This is a genomic window from Streptococcus sp. 27098_8_66, assembly GCF_041431945.1.
In the GTDB taxonomy this organism is placed as follows: Bacteria; Bacillota; Bacilli; order Lactobacillales; family Streptococcaceae; genus Streptococcus; species Streptococcus dentalis.
On sequence record NZ_JAPVYS010000001.1, the window covers coordinates 169,479 to 194,039 of the forward strand.

The window sequence follows — 24,561 nt, forward strand, 5'->3', positions numbered from 1 at the left end:
TCATTCTCCTTTTTCAGTTTCAATTAATTTGTGAATAGCATGGGCCACACCATCCTCATCATTGGTCAGGGTGATGAAGTCTGCTATTTCCTTGACAGCAGCATTGCCATTTCCCATAGCGACGCTGTAACCAGCAAAACGTAGCATTTCAAGGTCATTGTTTGCATCTCCAAGAGCCATGACCTGGTCTCTCCTGTAGCCTAATGTTTGACTTAATGCTTGAAGAGCAGAAGCCTTGCTCGCGCCTTTTGGCAAGATTTCAAACAAGATATCCTGTGAACGAACAGTGTTAAAATCGGCCTCTAATGCAGCCTCGTTCTGAGCTTGGAAGTCATAAATAGCAGAAGGATCTCCTACGTACATGGCTTGAAAAATAGGAACAAGGTTGGGCAGATCTTCTTCTGAGACAGGTGTCGGTTTACTATTAACAATGCCCGCATCCATCGTGACAAGTTCACTGGCTTCAGGTGCGACCACTAAGTAGTGATCCATGTCAAATAAGGTTAGCTGGACGTCTGTATCTTCCGTCAAAACTTGCAACCGGTGCATGTCCTTAAGACTCAATTCTTCCTTGCCAATGATTTCCCAATTCTGAGTAGACAAGGTTGTACACCCGTTATTGATAATCATATAGTAGTTGCCGTCAGGGAGTCCAATCTCTTCAAAGATAGGACGGACACCCGCTAAGGGACGCCCAGTACAGATCACAATATCATAGCCGGCTTCATGGGCCCGGTGAAGAGCTTCAATATTGCCTTTAGAGAGAGTCTTATCCTCATGCAAAAGAGTTCCGTCCAAGTCAATCGCAATTAATTTAATCATTTGATTTCCTCCAAATCAAGAGGCACAAAGCCATCAATCACTTTTCCAATCACCCCAGGTTCCTCATCTAGTGGAATGATCTGATCACTATATTTCTTATTGAGGGAAACCAGTCGAATACCGTTGGCCTCACGAAAGACACGTTTGATCAACGTTTGCCCATCAAAATCAATGGCATAAATAGCCCCGGCCTGATCATAATAGGTTTGCTTGATTAACACAACAGCCCCTTTTTCGTATTTAGGCTCGAGGGAATCTGTATGAATCCAAAAAGCCAAATCGTAAGGAATCTTTTGATCAAACCAGACGATATCCGCTTGTTTCTGATTTTGGTAAGCTGCAAAAGAATCATAGACAGAATAAGAGTGGTATTGCTTTTCAATTTTCTGTCTTTCTTTTTGATGGGTCAAGAGACTCTTTCCGTAAGAAAGAAGATTTTCTTGATTTCCTTCATCGAGCTGTTTATACAATCGTTCAATCTCTGAATCAATGACTACAAAATCATTGCGCAATCGAGGGTCAATTTCAGCGACTGCTACCTGGAAAAAGGCTGCAATCTTCTCTAAATTTTCAGGAACGGGAAGAGAAGTTCCTTTTACATATCCAGTCAGGGTACTTGCAGGGATTCCAGTAATACGAGATAATTCGATCTGTTTTTTTCCTTGTTCTTTCAGTAATTCTCTAATCTTTTCCGATATAATCCGTAATGCCTCTTTGTCTTGAGGGCTTGCTTTTCCACGACCTCTAGCCAACGTACTCACCTCCTTGTATTTACCCTTACTATTATAATGAATTAAATCGAAAAAGTAAATAGAAATCCCTGAGAAATGCGAAAAAAGATGAATTTGATATAAATCGGATTTTCATTTTAAATTTTATCAGATATTCCTTTACTTTTTGAGGAAAAAGATCTAAGATAATACCAAAGGGTTCATGGAGGTGAAGGCATGATTCGTACTGTTCAAGTTAAAGATGCAGGTCAAATTAGAGATTTATGTCACCAAGCATTGGGGTATGATTCGACCCTGGAGAAAGTGGCAGCTCAGATTGATAAATTTAATTCGCCAGATTCGGATCATTTTTGCTTTGTTTATGAAGAGGACCAAACAGGCCATATTCTTGGCTATGTGGAAGCAGAAGTTTATGAAAGTCTCTATAGTGACGCCGGTCTGAATGTTTTGGGTCTAGCGGTTTTTCCATCTGCTCAAGGACGTGGGATTGGTCGCCAATTGATGGAGCGAGTTGAAGAACTTGCCAAAAGCAAGCATTATGCTTTTATCCGTTTAAATTCTGCCTCTCATCGAAAAGAAGCTCATGTCTTTTACGAACGGATTGGATATGAGGGAAATAAAACACAAAAGCGATTTTTGAAAATAATGAATTAAGATAGGCAAAGGCCTATCTTTTTTGTTATAATGAAGAGTACGATTAAATTGACTAGGAAGATGATTATGCCAAATTTTGAAGAATTAAAAAAACGACAAGAGAAGATTCGGAACTTCTCGATCATCGCCCATATTGACCATGGAAAGTCAACCTTGGCCGATCGAATTTTAGAAAAAACCGAAACCGTGTCTAGTCGGGAGATGCAAGCCCAACTTCTAGACAGTATGGACCTAGAGCGGGAACGCGGGATTACCATTAAGCTGAATGCTATCGAATTGAACTACACGGCTAAAGATGGGGAAACCTATATCTTCCACTTGATTGACACACCAGGACACGTGGACTTTACCTATGAGGTTTCGCGGTCGCTCGCTGCCTGTGAGGGTGCCATTCTCGTAGTAGATGCCGCTCAAGGGATTGAAGCCCAGACTCTAGCCAATGTTTACCTTGCTTTGGACAATGATTTGGAAATCCTGCCAGTCATTAATAAGATTGACTTGCCAGCTGCAGATCCAGAACGGGTGCGCGCAGAAGTAGAAGATGTCATCGGTCTGGATGCCAGTGAAGCTGTCCTAGCCTCTGCCAAGGCTGGTATCGGGATTGAAGAAATTTTGGAGCAGATCGTTGAGAAAGTTCCAGCACCGACGGGTGATGTTGAAGCCCCTCTTCAAGCCTTGATCTTTGACTCTGTATATGATGCCTATCGTGGGGTAATCCTTCAGGTCCGAGTGGTCAATGGAATGGTCAAACCAGGCGATAAGATCCAACTCATGAGCAATGGTAAGACATTTGATGTCACCGAGGTTGGTATTTTTACTCCTAAAGCAGTTGGACGCGATTTCCTTGCAACTGGAGACGTTGGCTATATAGCGGCCTCTATCAAGACCGTTGCGGATACCCGTGTCGGGGATACGGTGACCCTAGCTTCCAATCCGGCAAGTGAGCCACTACATGGATACAAGCAAATGAACCCAATGGTTTTTGCTGGTCTTTACCCAATTGAATCTAACAAATACAATGATCTTCGTGAAGCTTTGGAAAAATTGCAATTGAATGATGCCAGTCTTCAATTTGAACCGGAAACTTCTCAAGCCCTCGGTTTTGGTTTCCGTTGTGGTTTCTTGGGTCTCCTTCATATGGACGTTATCCAAGAGCGCTTGGAGCGTGAGTTCAACATTGACTTGATCATGACAGCGCCGTCTGTTATTTACAAGGTTAATTTGACAGATGGAGAAGCACTGGATGTCTCCAACCCATCTGAGTTCCCAGATCCAACCAAGATCGCTTCGATCGAAGAACCGTATGTCAAAGCCCAAATCATGGTGCCACAAGAGTTTGTTGGGGCTGTCATGGAATTAGCCCAACGCAAACGTGGGGACTTTGTGACCATGGACTACATCGATGAAAATCGGGTGAATGTCATCTATCAAATCCCACTAGCTGAAATTGTCTTTGATTTCTTTGATAAATTGAAATCCTCTACTCGTGGCTATGCGAGCTTTGACTATGAGTTGTCTGAATACCGACCTTCTAAATTGGTTAAAATGGATATCCTTCTCAATGGCGATACTGTCGATGCCCTCAGCTTTATCGTTCACAAGGACTTTGCCTATGAACGTGGTAAGTTGATCGTTGAGAAACTCAAGAAGATTATCCCTCGTCAACAGTTTGAAGTGCCTATCCAAGCGGCGATCGGTCATAAGATCGTGGCCCGTACAGATATCAAGGCCCTTCGTAAGAACGTCTTGGCCAAGTGTTATGGTGGGGACGTCTCACGGAAACGCAAGCTTCTTGAAAAACAAAAAGCTGGTAAGAAACGGATGAAGGCAATTGGATCTGTAGAAGTACCACAGGAAGCCTTCTTATCTGTCTTGTCAATGGATGAAGAATAACAATTAGAGAGTGGGACAGAAATCGGTAATTCGTTAGAATTCGATTTCGTCGTCCCACCTCCGCACAGTTGAGTAGGGCTGTAAAAGCTGATGAAATCAGTGTAGTAGAGCCCACTCAACCACTGCGTCTTGCTCGACAATCCAAAAACAATTAAGAGGCTAGGACTTTTGTCCCAGCCTTTTGTTTTAGGCTTGAAAAAAATGAACTGAAATAGAAAGGTTCCATCAGATGTGACACTTATCCTATTTTAAAATACCCACTTTCATGGTAGACTAGAAGAAAGAAAACGTTCTCAAGGAGGTTGAGCATGAAACACAAATTATTGGTCACATCACTGACGATTCTTTCTACCTGCGCACTCATGGCTTGTAGTCACACTACTCAAAAGGACACAGCAGTTTCTTCTACAAAAGAAAGTAGCAGTAAAGTCGAAAAGCAAACAAGTAGCTCTTCGTCAAAGAATACTGCTTCTACAAAGAAAAACACTCCCAGTCAAGAAACCAAGCGGATTGGAAATGCAGATTATGGATACATCGATATTCCAAGTAAATGGTTCAAGTTCACGGATATCGATGGGACAGAAGCTGTCCAATATACAGATGGCAGTGGCTATAATATTGTCACCTTGAACAGCTTTACCCGGGAAAAGGCCAAAGTTCCTGCAGATATCGAGTTTAATGCTGAATTTCTAGCCAAGAAACTAGCCGTAATGTGGCAAGATAACCAGGATGTTGGAAAGATGACGGGAGCGCGGACTAAAGTCGCAGGTCTAGACGCCTACCAGCTTCAAATTGTCATGAAATCTGGTCAATACCTGATTACTTGGATCTTCCAGAAGGGTGAAAAAGTTTATACCATTTCTTTTGAAGGGGATGCAGAAACCTTGAAAACCTTTATCCCATACATCGAAGACACATGGAGCTTAGACGGAACGGGCGCTGTAACGGATTGATGAAGAGGAAGTTTGACTTAAACTATCTAGCCTTCGATGTTTGATAAGAATAACAGTATGACGCAGTGGTTGATTGGCATCTTTGTTCGCTTTTTAAGCTCCAAAGATAGCCTAATGAGGGAAACGAAGTTTCCTTTATCTGCAACCTCCAACAGTCTCCCAGACTGTTGGAGCTATGCGGGGGTGGGAAGATTGAAAAGGTTTGGGGAATCTTTTCAACTCTTTGAATTTCTCGGAGTTCTGTCCCACTCCCTTTTTCACAGTCTTTGTGGTATAATGCTTCTATTGTTTAGAAGAGGAAATAGAGGATGACACAGGAAATTGATATTGAAAAATACCATCAGTTAGCTCTCCAAAAGCAAAAGGAGCACCGCAAGGTATTGGCGAATCTCAAGAAGAAGCCACCTAAGAATTTAGATAAAATAGCGCAAGAAATCCACGATGAAGTTTTCCAAGAAATCGATTGTACGGCTTGTGCTAATTGCTGCAAGACCTTAGGGCCCGATTTTAAGGAAGCCGATATCACGCGGATCGCCAAATATTTCAAGATGAAACTTCCTGCTTTTGAGGCAGAATTTCTTCAAGTTGACGAAGATGGGGACAAGGTTTTTAAATCCATGCCTTGCCCCTTTCTTGGTGGGGACAATCTCTGTTCCATTTATGATGTTCGTCCAAAAGCTTGTCGGGAATTCCCTCACACCGATCGCAAGAAGATTTATCAGATCAACCATCTAACCATCAAGAATACCCTCACTTGCCCAGCGGCTTATTTATTTGTAGAAAAATTGAAGGATCGTTTGTAATGGCATATAGATTTTTACTTTTTGATTTGGACCATACCTTGTTGGACTTTGAATCTGCTGAAGAAACAGCCTTGACGCAGATGTTAGAAGACATGAATTTTCCAGATGTAGAGGCCTTTAAAGATTACTACAAACCCATGAACCAAGGGCTCTGGAAGGATTTGGAACAAAAGAATTAACCAAGCAAGAGCTCGTGGATAGTCGGTTTGCGATTGGGTTTGCCCACTTTGGGATCACGGTTGATGGGGCTGAGATGGCTCTTCGCTACCAAGATTACATCAGTCTTCAGGGGCAGTCTTTCCACGGTGCGGAGGACTTACTGGCTCGACTTGAAAAAGCAGGTTACCAGCTCTATGGTGCAACGAACGGAGTGACTGCCATTCAAGAAGGACGCTTAGCTCATTCTACAATTGCTTCTTATTTCAAAGAGGTCTTTATCTCTGAACAGCTTCATACTCAGAAACCAGAACCTGCATTTTTTGACAAAGTTGGCCAACTGATTCCAGGTTTTAGCAAGGAAGAGACCCTTATGATCAGAGATTCCTTGACGGCGGATATCGCAGGAGGAAATGCTGCAGGGATTGATACCGTCTGGTATAATCCTGATCGTAAGGAAAATACCAGCCTGGTAGTACCGACTTATACCGTTAGCAACTATCAAGAAATCGCCGATTTACTGATAAAATAAAAAATTTTAAATACTGTCAAGTTTTTTTCTTGACAGCTCTATAAAATGTGTTATAATAGATCATGTGCTAAATAGCTTGTCTATTTCACCGAAAATTAAAATATAGAAAAGAGACTTATAAAAATGGCAGTTAAAATTCGTTTGACTCGTATGGGTTCTAAGAAAAAACCTTACTACCGTATTAACGTAGCAGATTCACGTTCACCACGTGATGGACGTTTCATCGAAACAGTTGGAACTTACAATCCACTTGTTGAAGAAAACCAAGTAACTTTGAAAGAAGACCGCGTTCTTGCATGGTTGGCTGATGGAGCTCAACCTTCAGATACAGTTCGCAACATCCTTTCAAAAGCTGGTGTGATGAAGAAATTCCACGATTCTAAATTCTCAAAATAATTTTTTAAGTAGGTTGATGTATGGATACGATTGAAAATCTCATTATTGCAATTGTGAAACCCTTGATTTCACAACCGGATGCCTTAACCATCAAGATCGGAGATACTCCTGAATTCTTGGAGTACCACCTTGACCTTGATCCTAGCGATGTTGGTCGTGTAATCGGTCGAAAAGGTCGCACCATTTCTGCGATAAGAACGATTGTCTACTCTGTCCCAACTGAAGATAAAAAAGTAAGAATCGTTATTGACGAAAAATAAAAAGACGGGACTTGGTCCCGCTTTTTTTTGCAAGGAGAAGGAATGAGAGATTTAACAGTTAGACAACTAGAGGAATACTTACTTGATCATTACCAACAATCTAGAACAGAAGAAGGACTTTTTATCAAACTAGTGGAAGAAGTTGGAGAAGTCGCTGAAGTTTTAAATGGACGTTCAGGTAGAAAAGAGGGTGTCCAAGATTCAAACGAGGAATTAGCAAAGGAGTTAGCAGATATCATTCACTACACAGTGGCAATTGCAGCTATCAACCATATCGACCTAACGAAGACCATTTTTGAAAAAGACAAGAAGGCAGCCATCAAGTATCAGCACGAACAAGATTTGGAAGGCTTTTTAGCAAGAAAGTCCATTTGAGAAAATCTTTTGAACGTGATAAAATAAAACCTAAGAATGTTAAGTGAATTGTTGTTTAGAAAGAGTTATTTTGATATGAACCGATTTGAAGTAACTACAAAGATTGGTTGTCTCTCTGTTACTTATAAAAAGAGAAATAAAGTACTAGTTTGTTTAAATGGTGCTGGTTTGATACCAAGTTATGAAAATTTCCTACCAATACTTGAAAAACTTCCTTCCTCAATAGGTTACTTAACGATTGATTTTCCGAATACAGGTAGGAGTCCGATTCATAGTCAGTCAGGAATTCATTTGGATAATCTTGTTGAAGCGGTATTCGAAATCCTGGAAGGGTTGGAAATTTCCGATTATATACTTTGTGTTCATAGTTTAAGTGGTGTTTTGGCTTTAAAGTTAATGAGTAAACCAATTAAGTGTCAAGCTTTGATAGCAATTGAACCAACAACAAAAAATATTATGTTTGCTGATTTTTCAAAAAATCCTTATCCAGAAATGGAAGAGCAAATGAGGATGATTGAAGAATGTGGTCCGGAAAATTATTTTAAGGGACTAACTCAAGCAACATTTGAACCTGAAACTGATAGCCTGATTTAGGAATTGATGGAAGAAAAGGGCTTAGAATTGGAAAAGCAAGTTCCTGGATTTCAGATATCTGTAACTATTACCGCTGAAGATTTTGATAGTTTGTCCTTAGCAGATAATATTCCTGTTTTCGTATTTTGTCAGGCGTATAGAGAAAAAGAGTACAGAGATTCAGAATATTGGAATTCTAATACAAAACTCATTCTAGGTGGAAGTCACCACTATCTACAGTGGTCAGAGTCGGAAAAAATTGCAACTATTATTAGAGACTTGTAGTGATAAATTAATTAAAAGAGGAATGTAAAGAATAAAATGAATTACTTTAATGTTGGGAAGATTGTCAATACCCAAGGCTTACAAGGAGAAATGCGGGTCTTGTCTGTGACAGACTTTGCGGAAGAGCGTTTTAAAAAAGGAGCTGAGTTGGCTCTCTTTGATGAGAAGGATCGTTTTGTCCAGACGGTGACCATTGCCAGTCATCGCAAACACAAGAACTTTGACATCATCAAGTTTAAGGATATGTACCATATCAATGCCATTGAGAAATTCAAAGGCTTTAGCCTCAAGGTTGCAGAAGAAGACTTGACGGATTTGGAGGATGGCGAATTCTATTACCATGAGATCATCGGCCTTGATGTTTACGAAAATGACCAGCTAATCGGTCAGATCAAGGAAATCCTGCAACCAGGTGCCAATGATGTCTGGGTCGTGAAACGCAAAGGGAAACGAGACCTTCTCTTGCCTTATATCCCACCAGTGGTGCTCAATATCGATATTCCAGGAAACCGGGTGGATGTAGATATCTTAGAAGGGTTAGACGATGAAGATTGATATTTTAACCCTCTTTCCAGAAATGTTTTCGCCTTTGGAGCATTCCATTGTCGGAAAGGCGCGTGAAAAGGGACTTCTCGAGATCAACTACCATAATTTCCGTGAAAATGCGGAGAAAGCGCGCCATGTGGACGATGAACCCTATGGGGGCGGGCAAGGCATGCTTCTACGCGCTCAACCGATTTTTGATGCCTTTGATGCCATTGAGAAAAAGAATCCGCGCGTGATCTTGCTGGATCCTGCTGGTCGGACCTTTGACCAAGACTATGCTGAAGAGTTGGCTCAGGAAGAAGAATTGATCTTTATCTGTGGTCACTATGAGGGCTACGATGAGCGGATCAAGACCTTGGTGACAGATGAGATTTCTCTTGGAGATTATGTTTTGACAGGTGGCGAGCTAGCGGCCATGACTATGATTGATGCGACGGTGCGCTTGATTCCGGAGGTGATTGGAAAAGAGTCCAGTCACCAGGATGACAGTTTCTCCTCTGGTCTTCTAGAATATCCTCAATACACACGGCCATATGAATACAGAGGAATGACGGTTCCCGATGTCCTCATGAGTGGTCACCATGAAAATATTCGTCAGTGGCGCCTCTATCAGAGTTTGAAAAAGACCTTAGAACGTCGGCCAGACTTGCTAGAAAACTATGAGTTGACAGCAGAAGAAGAGAAGATACTGGAACAAATTAAACAAGAAGACTAACAGCGTCAGCTGTTTTTCTTTTGCCTCAAAAATTTATGAAAAAAAACTTTTTAAACCTACTAGTTATTGGTAACAAAATGTGGTATGCTAAGGGGTAGAGAAACTTCAAGAAAATGATTAAGTTTTGGGGGTGAGTTTAATGGGAAAGAAATTAGGGAAATCGGTTTTCACGACTGGGATTGCTGCAACAACAGTCCTATCTGGTATGTTTCATCACAAAGCAAATGCCGAAGAGGTCAAGCAAAATGAAAATCCAGAAACCAACAGCACAGAAGTAGTTGAAAAACCAATTACAGTTGATGAGTTGAAGCAAATTACTGCTCAAAAAGGCCAAGTGGTGAAAGATGTCCACTACCAAGAGCAAAAAGTGATCGATGCTCAAACGGAAGTCAAGGCGGCTGGGCAAGAGCTGGAAGAAAAGAAAGCAGAAGTGACGGATGCGGAAAACCTGATCGCAACGACTTCGGATGCCCAAGTTCAGAATGCAGAAAATGACGTCAAGGTGGCTCAAGCCTATGTGACTATCGAAGAAAATAAAGTTCGAGAAGCAGAAGCTGCACATGATCAAGTTGTAGAGGCTGTTCGTCAACAGGAAAATCAGGTTACTGCTCAGGAATCTTTGGTCGATGTAGCACAAAATGAATTGAACCAAGTCAAAGCACCGATTTCAAATGATGAGAATGTGCTCAACCAAGCTTTGTTGGAGCAAAGTCAAGTCGAGCAAAGTATCCGAGAATCTCAGAATTACCTTGCAACCTTGCAAGCGAGTCAGCAAACCGGCTCAGATACAGTGGCTCAAATTGAGAGCGACATTCAACTGGCTCAAACGCGTCTGACAGATTTGAAAGCGGTCATCGCTACCAAGGAAGCAGAATTGGCAGCCTTAGAACAAGCAGCGGCCAATAGCCCAGTTCAGTTAAGTCAAGCAACCTATGAAGGTTACTTGCAACACTTAGCTGACAATGGCAATGAAGCTGCAGCAAGCGCTTTAGCCCTCTACAAGCGTGGTCGGGAAGAAGACGGCTTAACGGTTGGAGAGTCTGGCTCTTTGCAAGCTAACCTCCGAGCTCTTGAAATTGCGGATGCCATCAATAGCTATCGTCGCAATGCCGGCTTGCCTGAATTGGAACTGGATCCCTATTCCCTTCCAGCCAGTCAAGTACAGTTGGAATACTTCAAAAAAGCCAACTGGCATATGTTTAAGTATTTGCCAAACGAGAACATCGCTTATGGCTTCTCACCTGCTGGTGCGGTAGACTTTTGGTACAATGAAAAAGCGGCTTATCAGGAAGTAGCGGCTCAATATGGTCTACCAACAGACGAAACACAAATCGATGCCAATGACATTTATATGAAAATTGGGGCTGAGGCCTTTGCTAAGGTTGGTCACTACCTCCAAATGGTAGACAACAAAGCGACAGCTTTATCAGTTGCTTATGACCCTAGCAATGCCATGTCAGAAGCAGCTTTCTTACACAGCCCGGTCCATTCAGCAGTGTCAACCAGTGCACTCGCTTACCAATTGCGTCAGGGAGCTGGCGCAACGACGACAAGATCAGATGTGAAAGCAAAATCTGATGAAGTCGCTAATCTCAAGCTGGACAAGGCCAATCAAGAGTCTCAAATCATTATCTTGCAAGGCAAATTAGAAGATGCCCGCCATGCCAATTCAAATGTGGCAGTAGAGATGGCCAATGTCCAAAAAACCATCCAAAATTACAAGATTCTTCTCGTTAGCAAGGACCATGCGGTTGAAAAGGCGAAGGCGACTCTTGATGTATCTCGAGGTCGGATTGAAGCAACCATCCAACCAAAAGAAGCAGCCCTTCAAAAAGCGAAAGATTTGTTAGCGGCCACGCGTGAGAAATTAGATCTATTAAAAGCAGAAGAAGCAGAAAAAGCCCAAGTCGTTCAAGAAGCGCATGAGGGCTTGAAGGCGGCTCAAGAGCGCTTGGTTGCTGCTGAAAAACGTCTTTCTGACTTTAAAAATGCTCCAGAATTATTGGTCAAAGCCCAATCCGTTTTATCAGCTGCGGTGGCTAATTTAGAGAATAAAAAAGAAAAATTGGAAGCAGAATTCACAACCCTTCAATCTTATCAAAGTGTCGTGGAACTGTTGAATTCCCAATATGAAGATCTAGCCTCACGGATAGATCCAGCTATTTTAGAAGCAGCAGATATGCCAATGGATATCCGCTCAAGCAATCCAACAACTTTCCCGGATAGACCAACGGTTCTTCCAACAAATAACAATAGTCCACAAGTGCAAGCACCAACAGCTACTCCAGCTCCAAAACGAGAAGCTAAAGTAGAAGAAATCAAACCCAAAAAAGAAAATAGCCAAGCTGTGGCAAGTACAGATTCTTCCAAATATGCAGTAGCAACAACAGGTGTTGCCGTTGGGTTACTTGCTGGATTGTTTGGTTTCAAGAAAAAGAAACAATCTTCAAAAAATGATTAAGACATACCGAAGATAGAATAGATACTTAGACACTTTATTGCTTAAAATCTTCAAAGAAGATATATGAGGGTGGGAAAAGAACTCTTTTAACAAAATGAGTTCTTTCCTGCTCTTTTTTTGTACACTTTTAGAATTTTTGAAAGAAAATGATAGAAATTGATAAAAAGTGTTGACATTTTTTGGAGATGGAGTATAATAGTCTTTGTAATCAATTGCAAAAGGAGGAGAAATGCTTAAGTCTGAACGAAAACAATTCATCCTCGAGAAGGTACTGAAGGAAAAATTTGTTTCCTTAGAAACCCTTGTACAAGAGCTGGGGACGTCTGAATCAACGGTTCGACGTGACTTGGATGAATTAGAAGCTGAAAGTAAACTTCGCCGGGTTCACGGCGGTGCGGAAAGCCTGCATTTTCTTCAAGAGGAAGAAAGCAATAAAGAAAAATCTATCAAAAACATTCAAGTTAAGTCAAAGATCGCGGTAAAAGCAGCGGAATTGATCAAAGATCATGACGTGATCTTTATCGATGCCGGGACGACCAATGAACTGTTGGTACAAGAAATTGTCAATCCAACGGTAACCGTGGTGACCAACTCGATTCACCATGCGACCAAGTTGGTCGAGCGAAATGTTCCAACGGTCATCATCGGTGGGAAGGTAAAATCTTCTACAGATGCTAGTATCGGAGGGATCGCGCTCAATCAGATCGGTCAGTTGAATTTTGACAAGGCCTTTCTTGGAATGAATGGAATCGATGATGAATTTTACAGCACTCCAGACCTGGAAGAAGGATCTGTTAAGCGTGCGATTATCGAAAATGCGAAAAAAACTTATATCCTAGCGGATGATTCGAAAATTGGGGTGACATCCTTTGTCAAAGTGGCTCCTATCAAGCGAGCCATGATTATCACCAATCAATGTGAACCGCAACGATTAAAGGTATTAAAAGAAAAAACGGAGGTTATAGAGGTTTGATTTATACAGTAACACTGAATCCAGCAATTGACTATATTGTCCGTCTCGATCATGTAGAGACAGGGGCGGTCAATCGGATGGCTTCGGAAGATAAATTCGCCGGTGGTAAAGGAATCAATGTCAGTCGTGTCTTAAAACGTCTCGATATCGAGAACACAGCGACTGGATTTATCGGTGGTTTCACCGGACGCTTCATTGAAGACGTACTGACTAGCGAAGCCATTTCAACCAACTTTGTGACAGTGGACCAAGATACACGGATCAATGTCAAGATCAAGGCCGATGAGGAAACAGAGATCAATGGGAATGGCCCAGAAGTGACGGAAGCTCAGTTGCAAGAATTGCTCAACATCTTATCGAGCTTAACAGAAGATGATGTTGTAGTCTTTGCAGGATCTGCTCCATCTTCACTCGGCAATGCCATTTACAAACAATTGATCGCAGCAACACGTGCGACAGGTGCGCAAGTGGTTTGTGATTTTGAAGGGCAAACCTTGATTGATTCCTTGGAGTTCAATCCCCAATTGGTCAAACCAAACAACCATGAGTTGGGAGATATTTTTGGCGTTACCTTGACGGAATTGCCAGAAATTGAACGCTATGCCAAAGAAATTTTGGCAAAAGGAGCACAAAACGTCATTATTTCCATGGCGGGTGATGGTGCTCTCCTTGTCAGTCCAAGCGGCACTTACTTCGCAAAACCAATCAAGGGTCAAGTGAAGAATTCTGTCGGGGCTGGAGATTCCATGGTAGCAGGCTTCACTGGGAAGCTCGCAACGACGGGAGATGTCATCGAAGCCTTCAAATGGGGCGTGGCTTGTGGAACAGCGACCACCTTCTCAGATGATTTGGCAACAGCTGACTATATAAAAGAAACTTATGAAAAAGTAGAGGTAGAAAAACTATGAAAATTCAAGACGTTTTAAACAAAAACGTGATGTTGTTTGACCTTCAGGCAACAGATAAAGAGGGCGTAATCAATGAGATGGTTCAATCGCTCGTTGACAATGGTGTGGTGACAGATTTTGACACCTTCAAGGCTGGAATCATGAACCGTGAAGCACAGACTTCAACTGGTTTGGGTGACGGAATTGCCATGCCCCACAGCAAAAATGAAGCAGTTAAAGAAGCTACAGTCTTGTTTGCAAAATCAAACAAGGGTGTGGACTATGCTTCGCTTGATGGTCAACCAACAGACTTGTTCTTCATGATCGCAGCTCCAGAAGGAGCAAACGATACTCACTTGGCAGCCCTAGCTGAATTGTCTAAGTACTTGATGAAACCAGGATTTGCGGACAAACTTCGCCAAGCAAGCACTCCTGATCAAGTGATCGCAGCCTTTGATGCAGAAGAGCAAGAAGCTGCAGCTGAAGAAGCGAAAAAAGCAGAAGCTGTCAAAGAAGCAGCTTCATCTGACAAACCTCTCATCGTTGCCGTAACAGCATGTACAACGGGTATCGCCCACACTTACATGGCAGAAGAAGCCCTCATCAAAAAAGGTGAAGAAATGGGTGTTACAGTCCGCGTTGAAACCAACGGTGCATCTGGTGTCGGCAACCGCTTGACAGCTGAAGAAATCGCCAAAGCTGAAGGGGTCATCATTGCAGCAGATAAAGCAGTTGAAACCGCTCGTTTCGATGGCAAAAAATTGATCTCTAAACCAGTCGCAGCCGGTATCCGTCAGACAGAAGAATTAATCCAAACCATCTTGGATGGCAAAGCAGATGTCTTCCACGCTGAAAATGCTGCACAAGCTAGCGCTAGCCAAGAAAAATTGAGCTTGGGTGGAGCCTTCTACAAACACTTGATGAGTGGGGTTTCTCAAATGCTTCCATTCGTTATCGGTGGTGGTATCTTGATCGCCCTTGCCTTCTTGATTGACCAAGTTATGGGTGTGCCTCAAGATCAATTGTCTAGTCTTGGTTCTTATCATGTATTAGCAGCACAATTTAAAACAATTGGTGGAGTAGCCTTTGGCTTTATGCTTCCTGTACTTGCAGGTTACATTGGATTCTCAATCGCTGAAAAACCTGGTTTTGTAGCAGGGTTTATCGCTGGATCTATTGCTAGCTCAGGGTCAGCATTTGGAAATATCGCCTACGGTGCTGCTAAAGGTGAATTACCAGCAGCCGTATCATCAGGTTTCCTTGGAGCTTTGGTAGGTGGTTTCCTTGCAGGTGGAGTTGTTCTCTTACTTCGCAAAGCCCTTGCAGGTCTTCCACGTTCACTCGATGGTATCCGCTCTATCCTTCTCTTGCCATTACTTGGTGTTGGTTTGACAGGATTCTTGATGTTCCTCATCAATATTCCAATGGCTGCTATCAATACTGGTCTTAATAACTTCCTTTCAAGCTTGTCAGGTAGCTCAGCTGTCCTTCTTGGACTTCTCGTCGGCGGTATGATGGCTGTCGATATGGGTGGACCAGTTAACAAAGCCGCTTATGTCTTCGCTACAGGTACACTTGCTGAATCTGTTGCTTCAGGTGGTTCTATTGTTATGGCAGCTGTTATGGCAGCTGGTATGGTTCCTCCATTGGCAGTATTCGTAGCAACTGTATTGTTTAAAGATAAATTCACACAAGAAGAACGCGATTCTGGTTTGACAAACATTGTTATGGGTCTTTCCTTCATCACAGAAGGTGCCATTCCATTTGGTGCAGCTGACCCAGCTCGTGCCATCCCTAGCTTCATCGCAGGTTCAGCATTGACAGGTGCCCTTGTTGGTCTTGCAGGCTTGAAACTCATGGCTCCTCACGGAGGAATCTTCGTTATCGCCCTTACATCAAATCCACTTCTTTACATCTTGTTCGTATTGATCGGTGCAGTCGTAAGTGGTATCTTGTTCGGATTGCTTCGCAAACCTAAAAACTAATTCTATCTAAAAGAGGCTGGGCAAAAATCGTCCAGCCTTTGAAGTCTGATAGAAATAAATATATGACGCAGTGGTTGATTGGCATCTTTGTTCACTATACAAGCTCCAAAGATGACCTAATCAACTGTGCGGGGGTGGGAATACGAACTCTTTTAATTCGTCAGAGTTCTTTCCCACTCCCTTTTTTGTTGCGCAAAAACACCAACTAGTGATGAAGTTGCTTATCTCTATAGATTTCGATACAATTATTATAACTTTTCCTTATCAAGGAGGATGAAGCATGAAAAAAGGTAAACTGGCAATTCTTTTAGCCATCGCTTCTGTATTAGCAGGAGGTGTGATTATCGCTAGTCAAAAACAAAACATCTTTTTAAATGACACTCAACCAAGCAAGCAACCTAGCGCTAGAGAGAAGCAACTGGTTTATTTAAAGGAACACGAAAAAGAAATGGCTGATTTTGTAAAATCTTTGAGTCCTAAGGTTAAAAGTGTTCAGTTTGATTGGGAGAGTATGGAAGTTGGTCAGGTAGGCAATGGAACACCTCAAGGCGGTGGCTATATGTTAACACTGCGAGGAAAGGTGAATCAGAATGAACAAACAAAATTCATGGTTGGCTTTTCTATAAATAATGCTACCAGCACACCAAAGGAATTTGGAATTTATGAGATGCAACCCATAAGAATTTATAGGGATGGCGGTTGGTATTATTATGACTAATCTTCATTCAAAAGTCTTTATCTTGTTTTTTCGATCCTTACAAAAGAGTTAGCGAAGAATTGAGCAAAACAAGTTAAAGACTGGCCAAACTTCCCTGGTCTTTTCTTCTTGTACTAGCGAAAAAATCACCTCATTCTACGTTGGTATCTTGAGCTGAATTATGATATAATAAACATAACGCATATTTTTAGGAGAATAAAAATGGATATTCAACGTGAAAAAGAATTTGTCAGCCAATACCACTATGATGCTCGTAATTTTGAGTGGGAAAAAGAAAATGGCATCCCTGAAACAAAAGTAGATGTAAACTTTCAATTGATCAATCGTGATCAAGAACAAAACACGACTTCTTTGATTGTCATCTTGAGCTACATGATTGTTTTTGACGGTTTTGTGATCAGTGGAACCATCACTCAAATCAACCACTTGTTTGGTCGTTATGTCAATGAACCAAGCGAATTCAGCAAAGACGAAGTGGAAGAATTGGCTCGCCCTTGCTTGAATATGCTCAACCGTTTGACTTATGAAGTCACAGAAATTGCCCTCGATTTACCGGGTATTAATTTGGAGTTTTAATCAATGAAATTAGCAGTGATCACGGATTCGTCTGCCTATTTAACGCAAGACGTGCTCCATCACGACGACTTATTTATTTTAGAGATCCCGATCTATATCGATGGGGAGTCTTATGTTGAAGGGAAGAACCTGACACACGATGAGTTCTACCAAAAGATGGCTGCGTCTAAGGAATTGCCAAAGACTAGCCAGCCGAGTGTAGCAGAGTTAGAAGAAGTCTTATCTGGTTTGACAGCTAAGGGCTATACGCATGCTATCGGTCTTTTCTTATCATCTGGTATTTCTGGTTTCTACCAAAATATCCAATATTTGAAGGACGAGTTTGAAGGCTTGACCGTCGAATTTCCGGATTCAAAAATCACCAGTGCACCTCTAGGAATGATGGCAGAAGACTGCTTGAAATGGGCTGGTGAAGGCCGTTCCTTTGATGAAATTGTTGCCAATGTCCAACACCAGATTGATGGAACCTCTGCCTATATCATGGTGGATGATTTGAACCACTTGGTTAAAGGTGGTCGTCTGTCAAATGGGGCTGCTATTCTTGGGAACCTCTTAAGCATCAAGCCTATTCTTCATTTTAATGATGAAGGCGTGATTGAGGTCTTTGAGAAAGTCCGGACGGAAAAGAAAGCCATGAAACGCTTGGTAGAGATTGTTGTATCTGATATCGCAGATGGTCATTACCAAGTCTTTGTCATCCATGCCAATGTCCCTGAAAAAGCAGAAGCACTTCGCCAACTGCTCATCGAAGAAGGAGTGGAAGGTGACATTCCTTTTGCTACCTTTGGAGGAGTTATTGGGACGCACTTAGGTGACCATAGCTTAGCAGTTGGGTATATCCCTATCGTTTAAGGAGAATTCTATGTCAATTAAAGTCATTATCGCAGGTTTCAAGGGAAGAATGGGACAAGCAGCCTATAAGATGGTTTCTGAAGATCCTGAGCTAGAATTAGCCGGCTTGATCGATCCATTTACTGATGAGACAGAGGCTGCAGGAGTCCCTGTCTTTAACCGCAAAGAAGATGTTGTGGGTCTAGAGGCAGATGTTTGGGTCGACTTTACCATGCCCAAGGTCGCTTACGAGAATACTCGCTTTGCAATTGAGAATGGCTTTGCGCCTGTTGTGGGAACGACTGGATTCACTCCTGAGCAGATCCAAGAATTGACAGACCTTTCACGTGAAAAGGATTTGGGTGGCTTGATCGCGCCGAACTTTGCCATTGGAGCCGTGCTCTTGATGCAATTTGCAGCGCAAGCAGCCAAGTATTTCCCGAACGTGGAAATTATCGAATTGCACCACGATAAGAAAAAAGATGCACCGAGTGGAACAGCAATTAAGACAGCTGAGTTGATTTCTGAGAAGCGCGAGAAGATCCAGCAAGGTGCAGCAGATGAAGAAGAGTTGATGCCTGGAGCAAGAGGAGCAGAGTTTGAAGGGATGCGCATCCATTCAGTTCGATTGCCTGGCTTAGTCGCTCACCAAGAGGTGATTTTTGGTAGCCAAGGCGAAGGGTTGACTCTCCGTCATGATTCCTATGATCGTGTTTCCTTCATGACAGGAGTAAATCTAGGGATTAAAGAAGTTGTCAAGCGTCATGAGCTTGTTTATGGTTTGGAACACTTACTATGAGATTAGAAAAGATGCCTTCTGAGTTTCAGGAGGCTTTACCAATATTAGAGAAGATTAAAGCAGCTGGTTTTGAGGCCTATTTTGTAGGGGGATCTGTCCGAGATGCCCTCTTGGATCGTCCCATTCACGATGTCGATATCGCTTCCTCCTCATACCCAGAAGAGACCAAGGCGATTTTTGATCGCACAGTAGATGTCGGTATCGAACACGGGACTGTCTTGGTCCTTGAAAATGGGCAAGAATATGAAATTACGACTTTCCGGACGGAGGATGTCTATGTAGATTATCGCCGTCCAAGCTCCGTGTCTTTTGTACGCTCACTAGAAGAAGACCTCAAGCGTCGTGATTTTACGGTTAATGCCTTTGCCTTAAATGAAAAAGGAGAAATTGTTGACCTCTTTCATGGACTAGAAGATTTAGAAAACAAGGTCCTTCGGGCCGTTGGGCTTCCTCATGAACGGTTTAACGAAGATGCGCTCCGGATCATGCGAGGATTTCGTTTTCAAGCCAGTCTCGGCTTTGAATTAGAAGAGGCAACCTTTGATGCCATGAAGGAGTGTGCTCCATTACTTGAGAAGATTTCAGTAGAGCGTACCTTCATCGAGTTTGATAAACTCTTGCTTTCTCCATACTGGAGACAGGGCTTGGAGGCTATGCTGGCAAGTGGAGCCTATCACTATCTGCCAGAGATGAAGGATCGCAAAGAAGCGATCGAGCGTTTGTTTGACATAGAGTTGGAGTATACCTTTTCAACTTCTGAGCAAGCCTGGGCTGCTTTAGTCTTAGCACTAGAGATTCAAGATATTCCAAGATTCTTTAAGAAATGGAAGACCTCTAGAGACTTTGCCAAGACGGTGGAGCAGATCGTGGAGATTCTTAAGCTCCGAGAAAATGGAAGTCTAGACAAGCGTGCCTGCTACAAGTATGAGAAGCATTTGTTGCTAGTGGCAGAAGAGCTCCGGGAAGCCTATGCCTTGAGTGTGGATTATTTGGCCATCGAGCGTGTTTATGATAGCTTGACCATTCATGATAAGCATGAAGTGGTGGTCAATGGCGGTATGTTGATCAAAGACTATGGTTTTCAACCAGGTCCAGCCTTGGGAGAGATGTTGACAAAGATCGAATATGCCATTGTCGATGGGGAATTGGCTAATGAAAAAGAGGCCATCATCGCCTATATCCAGCAAGTAAAAGAGGAGGAAAAATGAGCGATTTTATTGTCGAGAAATTAACCAAATCTGTCGGAGATAAGACCGTCTTTCGTGAGATTTCCTTTATTATTCACGACTTGGATCGGATCGGATTGATCGGGGTCAATGGGACTGGAAAAACCACTCTGTTAGATGTGTTGTCTGGTCGCTCTGGATTTGATGGAGATGTGAGTCCTTTTTCTGCCAAGAGTGATTATACGATTGGTTACTTGACGCAAGAGCCAGACTTTGATGATCAAAAAACTGTTTTGGATACGGTGTTATCTAGTGATTTGCGTGAAATGCAGCTGATTCGTGATTATGAATTCTTGATGGCGGATTACCGAGAAGAGAACCAAGCACGTCTGGAAAAGGTGATGGCGGAGATGGATTCACTTAATGCTTGGGAAATCGAAAGTCAGGTCAAGACAGTCCTTTCAAAACTTGGGATTGAAGACTTAAATGCAAAAGTTGGAGATCTATCTGGAGGCTTGCGTCGCCGGGTTCAACTGGCCCAGGTTTTGCTGTCTCACCACGACCTTCTCTTACTAGATGAGCCGACCAACCACCTAGATATTGATACTATTGAATGGTTGACCAATTTCTTGAAGAACTCTAAGAAAACCGTGCTCTTCATTACCCACGATCGTTATTTCTTGGATAATATTTCAACACGGATCTTTGAGTTGGATCGAGCTAGTTTGATTGAGTATCAAGGCAATTACCAGGATTATGTCCGCTTAAAGGCCGAGCAAGATGAGCGTGATGCAGCCCTTCTTCATAAGAAGCAGCAACTCTATAAGCAGGAGTTGACCTGGATGCGGCGACAACCCCAGGCGCGTGCGACCAAGCAACAGGCTCGAATCAATCGTTTCCATGATCTTAAGCAAGACTTGTCTGGCCAAAGCAACCAGACGGATCTAGAGATGAACTTTGAGACCAGCCGGATTGGAAAGAAAGTCATCGAGTTTAAAGAGGTGAGTTTTGCTTTTGAAAACAAGCCGATTTTACAGGACTTTAACCTCTTGGTGCAAAACAAGGACCGCATCGGGATCGTCGGGGACAATGGTGTCGGTAAATCGACCCTACTCAATCTGATCGCTGAGCGACTCCAGCCTCAGTCAGGGCAAGTGATCATTGGGGAAACCGTGAGGGTGGCTTATTTCTCTCAACAGATCGATGGCTTGGATGAGAGCAAGCGCGTGATCAATTTCTTACAAGAGGTTGCGGAGGAAGTGAAGACGACTGTCGGAACAACTTCGATCGCAGATCTTTTGGAGCAATTTCTCTTCCCACGCTCTATGCATGGAACCTTGATCGAAAAACTCTCCGGTGGGGAGAAGAAGCGTCTCTTTCTCTTGAAACTCTTGATTGAAAAACCCAATGTGCTTCTCCTCGATGAGCCGACCAATGACTTGGATATCGCAACCTTGACGGTTTTGGAAAACTTCCTTCAAAACTTTGGTGGGCCAGTTATTACCGTTAGTCACGACCGTTATTTCCTAGATAAGGTCGCAAGCAAGATCCTGGCTTTTGAAAATGGGGGCATTCGTGAGTTCTTTGGCAATTATACGGATTACCTAGATGAAAAAGCCTTTGAAGCTGCTCAAGTAACGGCCAGTCACAAGGTTGAAAAAGAGAAACCAGTTAAGCCAAAAGAAGAGAAGAAGCGCATGAGCTACATGGAGAAGCAGGAGTGGGCGAGCATTGAAGCAGATATCGAAGCCATTGAAAATCGGATCGCAGAGATTGAAGTGGAGATGAATGAAAACGGCTCTGACTTTGGCAAATTGTCAGCCCTTCAAAAGGAATTGGATCAGGAAAATGAGCGATTGCTTGAAAAGTACGATCGCTATGAATACTTGAGCGAATTAGATGAATAAGGAGGCCCTATGAATCAATTGAACCGGATATCCCTTGGGATTTCAGCCACTATTTTTACCATTATCGGTATCGTCTTGTTTATCAATCCGATTGAGCACATCGGCTCTTTTAGCTGGTTGATTTCCTGTGGTTTCTTTTTAATCTCCCTTTCGCGTTTTTCACGCTATTACCGATTGCGTCAGGCTGGTATCATTCAGCAGCAACAGCTCTTTCATAGTATGGTCGCCTTGGTTTTTGCGGTCTACTTACTGCTCTATGGCTACAAGACCTTGCCGATTGTCTTTCCAGTCACTTTAGGAATTTGGCTGATCTACCGTTCGATTCTAAACTTCCGAAAAGCCAATTTCTACTCGAGAAAGGTTGAAGAACTGTCCAAGCGTTATATTTTCTTTGCCTTGCTACAGCTCTTCATCGGTTTATTCTTAATTGTTAGCCCACTCTCGATTAGTGTCTTTCTTTTAAATATTATTGGCTTGATTTTCCTCATTCTAGGATTTCAATCCTTTAGTCTCTTGTTAAAAAGTTAAGAAAAGTTACGTGCAAACCTTTGCGTTTGATAAAAAGTCTGATATAATAGAACTGTAGGTGTTTACAAGTTTGAAAGGAGTTACAGATGTCTAAAAAAATTATTGGGATTGACCTTGGGGGAACTTCCATTAAGTTTGCCATCCTTACTTTGGATGGGGAAGTTCAAGAAAAATGGTCTATTAAAACAAATATCTTGGATGAAGGTAGCCATATCGTAGATGATATGATCGAATCCATCGCGCATCGTTTGAAAATGCTTGAGCTTGATGCTTCTGAGTTCCAAGGAATTGGAATGGGATCACCTGGTGTCGTGGACCGTGAAAAAGGTACAGTTATCGGGGCCTACAACTTGAACTGGAAGACCCTTCAACCAGTTAAAGAAAAGATCGAAAGTGCTCTTCATATTCCATTCTTCATTGATAACGATGCCAACGTTGCTGCTTTGGGTGAACGTTGGAAAGGGGCTGGTGAAAACCAACCAGATGTTGTCTTCATGACACTTGGTACAGGTGTTGGCGGTGGTATCGTCGCTGAAGGTCGTCTCTTGCATGGTGTGCGTGGAGCTGCTGGGGAACTTGGTCACATCACGGTTGACTTTGATGATCCAATCCAATGTACCTGTGGTAAAAAAGGCTGTCTTGAAACGGTTGCGTCAGCAACAGGGATCGTCAACTTGACTCGTCGTTATGCAGATGAGTACGAAGGGGACTCTCAATTGAAAGTCTTGATCGACAATGGTGAAGAAGTGACAGCTAAAACGGTCTTTGATCTAGCAAAAGAGGGTGACGCTCTTGCTTTGATCGTTTATAAGAACTTCTCACGTTACCTTGGACTTGCTGCAGCCAATATTGGTTCAACCTTGAACCCGTCTAAGATCGTTATCGGTGGTGGGGTATCTGCTGCTGGAGACTTCCTCTTGGATGGTGTGCGCAAGGTCTTTGAAGAAAACTCATTCCCACAAGTACGTGAATCTACTCAATTGGCGCTTGCTACTTTGGGAAATGACGCAGGTGTGATCGGTGCTGCATCCCTTGTATTACAATAAGATGAAATGGAGATCTGGTTCGTGCTAGGATCTCCTTTTTTCTGTATCCTGTGATATAATGAAGACAAAACTGGATTCAAGGAGGGTATATGACAAAAGCAGATACAATTTTTAAAGAAAACATTCGGAAAATCATGGAAGAAGGCGTTTGGTCAGAACAGGCACGCCCTAAATACAAGGATGGAACAACTGCCAACTCCAAATACATCACGGGAGCCTTTATGGAGTTTGATCTTGCAAAAGGCGAGTTTCCAATTACGACCCTTCGTCCTATCGCTATTAAATCCGCTATCAAAGAGATGCTCTGGATTTACCAAGATCAGTCCAATAGTTTAGAAGTTTTAGAAGAAAAGTACAATGTCCATTATTGGAAGGACTGGGAAGTGGGGGAGAGTCGGACCATCGGTCAGCGCTATGGTGCAGTGGTCAAAAAGCATGACATCACCAATAAAATTCTCAAGCAATTAGAAGCCAATCCCTGGAATCGCCGCAATATTATCTCGCTCTGGGACTATGATGCCTTTGAAGAGACAGAAGGTCTTTTGCCATGTGCGTTTCAAACCATGTTTGACGTGCGGCGCGTGGATGGAGAAATCTATCTAGATGCGACCTTGACCCAGCGTTCCAATGATATGTTGGTGGCCCACCATATCAATGCCATGCAGTATGTAGCGCTACAGATGATGATTGCCAAGCACTTTGGCTGGAAGGTTGGAAAGTTCTTTTACTTCATTAATAACCTTCATATTTATGATAATCAATTTGAACAGGCAGAAGAGTTACTCCGGCGAGAGCCAGCAGATTGCCAGCCACACTTGGTTTTAAATGTGCCAGATGGAACCAATTTCTTTGACATCAAAGCAGAAGATTTTGAACTGGTCGATTATGATCCAGTGAAGCCACAATTGAAGTTTGATCTTGCGATTTAGTGATAAAATCAAGTTTTTGATGCCTTGATCTATTGCTAAAATCCTTTCAGAATTAAAACAA

General features: G+C 42.6%; 24 protein-coding genes and 2 pseudogenes. 24 read left to right on the forward strand and 2 right to left on the reverse strand.

Features of this window, described 5'->3' with window-relative positions:
• Both O3642_RS00880 and O3642_RS00885 read right to left on the reverse strand, forming a co-directional pair.
• Window positions 1–822, reverse strand: a complete 822-nt coding sequence (locus tag O3642_RS00880; RefSeq protein ID WP_371605176.1) for a Cof-type HAD-IIB family hydrolase — start codon at window positions 820–822, stop codon at window positions 1–3.
• Window positions 819–1,574 carry an XRE family transcriptional regulator gene (locus tag O3642_RS00885; RefSeq protein WP_031577084.1) on the reverse strand — a complete coding sequence of 252 codons (756 nt, stop codon included), beginning with the start codon at window positions 1,572–1,574 and terminating at the stop codon, window positions 819–821. Before O3642_RS00885 ends, O3642_RS00880 begins: the two co-directional genes overlap by 4 nt.
• Before the next feature lie 195 nt (window positions 1,575–1,769).
• Between O3642_RS00885 and O3642_RS00890 the strand changes: the two genes are divergently transcribed.
• The 24 genes and pseudogenes from O3642_RS00890 (at window position 1,770) to O3642_RS01005 (ending at window position 24,500) form a co-directional block, all read left to right on the forward strand.
• Entirely contained in the window at window positions 1,770–2,207 is a 438-nt protein-coding gene (locus O3642_RS00890; RefSeq protein WP_371467914.1) for a GNAT family N-acetyltransferase, read from the forward strand.
• Between the two features lie 66 nt (window positions 2,208–2,273).
• Entirely contained in the window at window positions 2,274–4,100 is a 1,827-nt protein-coding gene (lepA, locus tag O3642_RS00895) for a translation elongation factor 4 (protein WP_371605177.1), read from the forward strand.
• Window positions 4,101–4,408: 308 nt separating this feature from the next.
• Window positions 4,409–5,053, forward strand: coding sequence for a hypothetical protein (locus tag O3642_RS00900; RefSeq protein WP_371605178.1), 645 nt, complete (start codon window positions 4,409–4,411; stop codon window positions 5,051–5,053).
• A 308-nt stretch (window positions 5,054–5,361) separates the two neighbouring features.
• Window positions 5,362–5,856 carry a YkgJ family cysteine cluster protein gene (locus O3642_RS00905; protein WP_003001664.1) on the forward strand — a complete coding sequence of 165 codons (495 nt, stop codon included), beginning with the start codon at window positions 5,362–5,364 and terminating at the stop codon, window positions 5,854–5,856.
• Window positions 5,856–6,544 (forward strand): annotated as a pseudogene (locus O3642_RS00910) (YjjG family noncanonical pyrimidine nucleotidase). Before O3642_RS00905 ends, O3642_RS00910 begins: the two are co-directional and overlap by 1 nt.
• A 123-nt stretch (window positions 6,545–6,667) precedes the next feature.
• Entirely contained in the window at window positions 6,668–6,940 is a 273-nt protein-coding gene (gene rpsP, locus O3642_RS00915) for a 30S ribosomal protein S16 (protein WP_003007475.1), read from the forward strand.
• 20 nt (window positions 6,941–6,960) lie between these two features.
• Entirely contained in the window at window positions 6,961–7,200 is a 240-nt protein-coding gene (gene kphA / locus O3642_RS00920; protein ID WP_371605179.1) for an RNA-binding protein KphA, read from the forward strand.
• 42 nt (window positions 7,201–7,242) lie between these two features.
• Window positions 7,243–7,575 carry a MazG nucleotide pyrophosphohydrolase domain-containing protein gene (locus O3642_RS00925; protein ID WP_049486148.1) on the forward strand — a complete coding sequence of 111 codons (333 nt, stop codon included), beginning with the start codon at window positions 7,243–7,245 and terminating at the stop codon, window positions 7,573–7,575.
• A 75-nt stretch (window positions 7,576–7,650) separates the two neighbouring features.
• A pseudogene (locus O3642_RS00930) lies at window positions 7,651–8,433 on the forward strand (alpha/beta hydrolase).
• Window positions 8,434–8,469: 36 nt separating this feature from the next.
• A complete protein-coding gene (gene rimM / locus O3642_RS00935; protein WP_014713408.1) occupies window positions 8,470–8,988 on the forward strand; it encodes a ribosome maturation factor RimM in 519 nt (172 codons plus the stop codon).
• Complete coding sequence (gene trmD / locus O3642_RS00940; protein ID WP_371605180.1) at window positions 8,978–9,694, forward strand: tRNA (guanosine(37)-N1)-methyltransferase TrmD; 717 nt, start codon at window positions 8,978–8,980, stop codon at window positions 9,692–9,694. The genes rimM and trmD overlap by 11 nt, the downstream gene beginning before the upstream one ends.
• A 139-nt stretch (window positions 9,695–9,833) precedes the next feature.
• Window positions 9,834–12,155, forward strand: a complete 2,322-nt coding sequence (locus O3642_RS00945) for a CAP domain-containing protein (RefSeq protein WP_371605181.1) — start codon at window positions 9,834–9,836, stop codon at window positions 12,153–12,155.
• Between the two features lie 229 nt (window positions 12,156–12,384).
• On the forward strand, window positions 12,385–13,128 hold the full coding sequence (locus tag O3642_RS00950) for a DeoR/GlpR family DNA-binding transcription regulator (protein ID WP_003001800.1): 744 nt from the start codon (window positions 12,385–12,387) through the stop codon (window positions 13,126–13,128).
• Window positions 13,125–14,036 (forward strand): 1-phosphofructokinase, encoded by a 912-nt coding sequence (gene pfkB / locus O3642_RS00955; protein WP_227038270.1) that lies wholly within the window; start codon window positions 13,125–13,127, stop codon window positions 14,034–14,036. The genes O3642_RS00950 and pfkB overlap by 4 nt, the downstream gene beginning before the upstream one ends.
• Complete coding sequence (locus O3642_RS00960; protein ID WP_227038269.1) at window positions 14,033–16,000, forward strand: fructose-specific PTS transporter subunit EIIC; 1,968 nt, start codon at window positions 14,033–14,035, stop codon at window positions 15,998–16,000. Before pfkB ends, O3642_RS00960 begins: the two co-directional genes overlap by 4 nt.
• Window positions 16,001–16,280: 280 nt before the next feature.
• Window positions 16,281–16,718: a hypothetical protein gene (locus O3642_RS00965; protein ID WP_371605182.1), complete on the forward strand. Its 438-nt coding sequence runs from the start codon at window positions 16,281–16,283 to the stop codon at window positions 16,716–16,718.
• Window positions 16,719–16,919: 201 nt separating this feature from the next.
• Window positions 16,920–17,294: a DUF1149 family protein gene (locus tag O3642_RS00970; protein ID WP_003001888.1), complete on the forward strand. Its 375-nt coding sequence runs from the start codon at window positions 16,920–16,922 to the stop codon at window positions 17,292–17,294.
• A gap of 3 nt (window positions 17,295–17,297) precedes the next feature.
• Window positions 17,298–18,146, forward strand: a complete 849-nt coding sequence (locus tag O3642_RS00975) for a DegV family protein (protein ID WP_003010964.1) — start codon at window positions 17,298–17,300, stop codon at window positions 18,144–18,146.
• A 10-nt stretch (window positions 18,147–18,156) separates the two neighbouring features.
• Window positions 18,157–18,924, forward strand: coding sequence for a 4-hydroxy-tetrahydrodipicolinate reductase (gene dapB, locus O3642_RS00980; RefSeq protein WP_371605183.1), 768 nt, complete (start codon window positions 18,157–18,159; stop codon window positions 18,922–18,924).
• Window positions 18,921–20,132: a CCA tRNA nucleotidyltransferase gene (locus O3642_RS00985; RefSeq protein WP_371605184.1), complete on the forward strand. Its 1,212-nt coding sequence runs from the start codon at window positions 18,921–18,923 to the stop codon at window positions 20,130–20,132. Before dapB ends, O3642_RS00985 begins: the two co-directional genes overlap by 4 nt.
• Window positions 20,129–21,997 (forward strand): ABC-F family ATP-binding cassette domain-containing protein, encoded by a 1,869-nt coding sequence (locus O3642_RS00990; RefSeq protein WP_371605185.1) that lies wholly within the window; start codon window positions 20,129–20,131, stop codon window positions 21,995–21,997. Before O3642_RS00985 ends, O3642_RS00990 begins: the two co-directional genes overlap by 4 nt.
• 9 nt (window positions 21,998–22,006) lie before the next feature.
• Window positions 22,007–22,525 (forward strand): hypothetical protein, encoded by a 519-nt coding sequence (locus O3642_RS00995; RefSeq protein WP_024055631.1) that lies wholly within the window; start codon window positions 22,007–22,009, stop codon window positions 22,523–22,525.
• 86 nt (window positions 22,526–22,611) lie between these two features.
• Window positions 22,612–23,571 carry an ROK family glucokinase gene (locus tag O3642_RS01000; RefSeq protein WP_021153285.1) on the forward strand — a complete coding sequence of 320 codons (960 nt, stop codon included), beginning with the start codon at window positions 22,612–22,614 and terminating at the stop codon, window positions 23,569–23,571.
• 89 nt (window positions 23,572–23,660) lie between these two features.
• Window positions 23,661–24,500, forward strand: coding sequence for a thymidylate synthase (locus tag O3642_RS01005; protein WP_251458332.1), 840 nt, complete (start codon window positions 23,661–23,663; stop codon window positions 24,498–24,500).
• The last annotated feature ends 61 nt before the right edge of the window (window positions 24,501–24,561 follow it).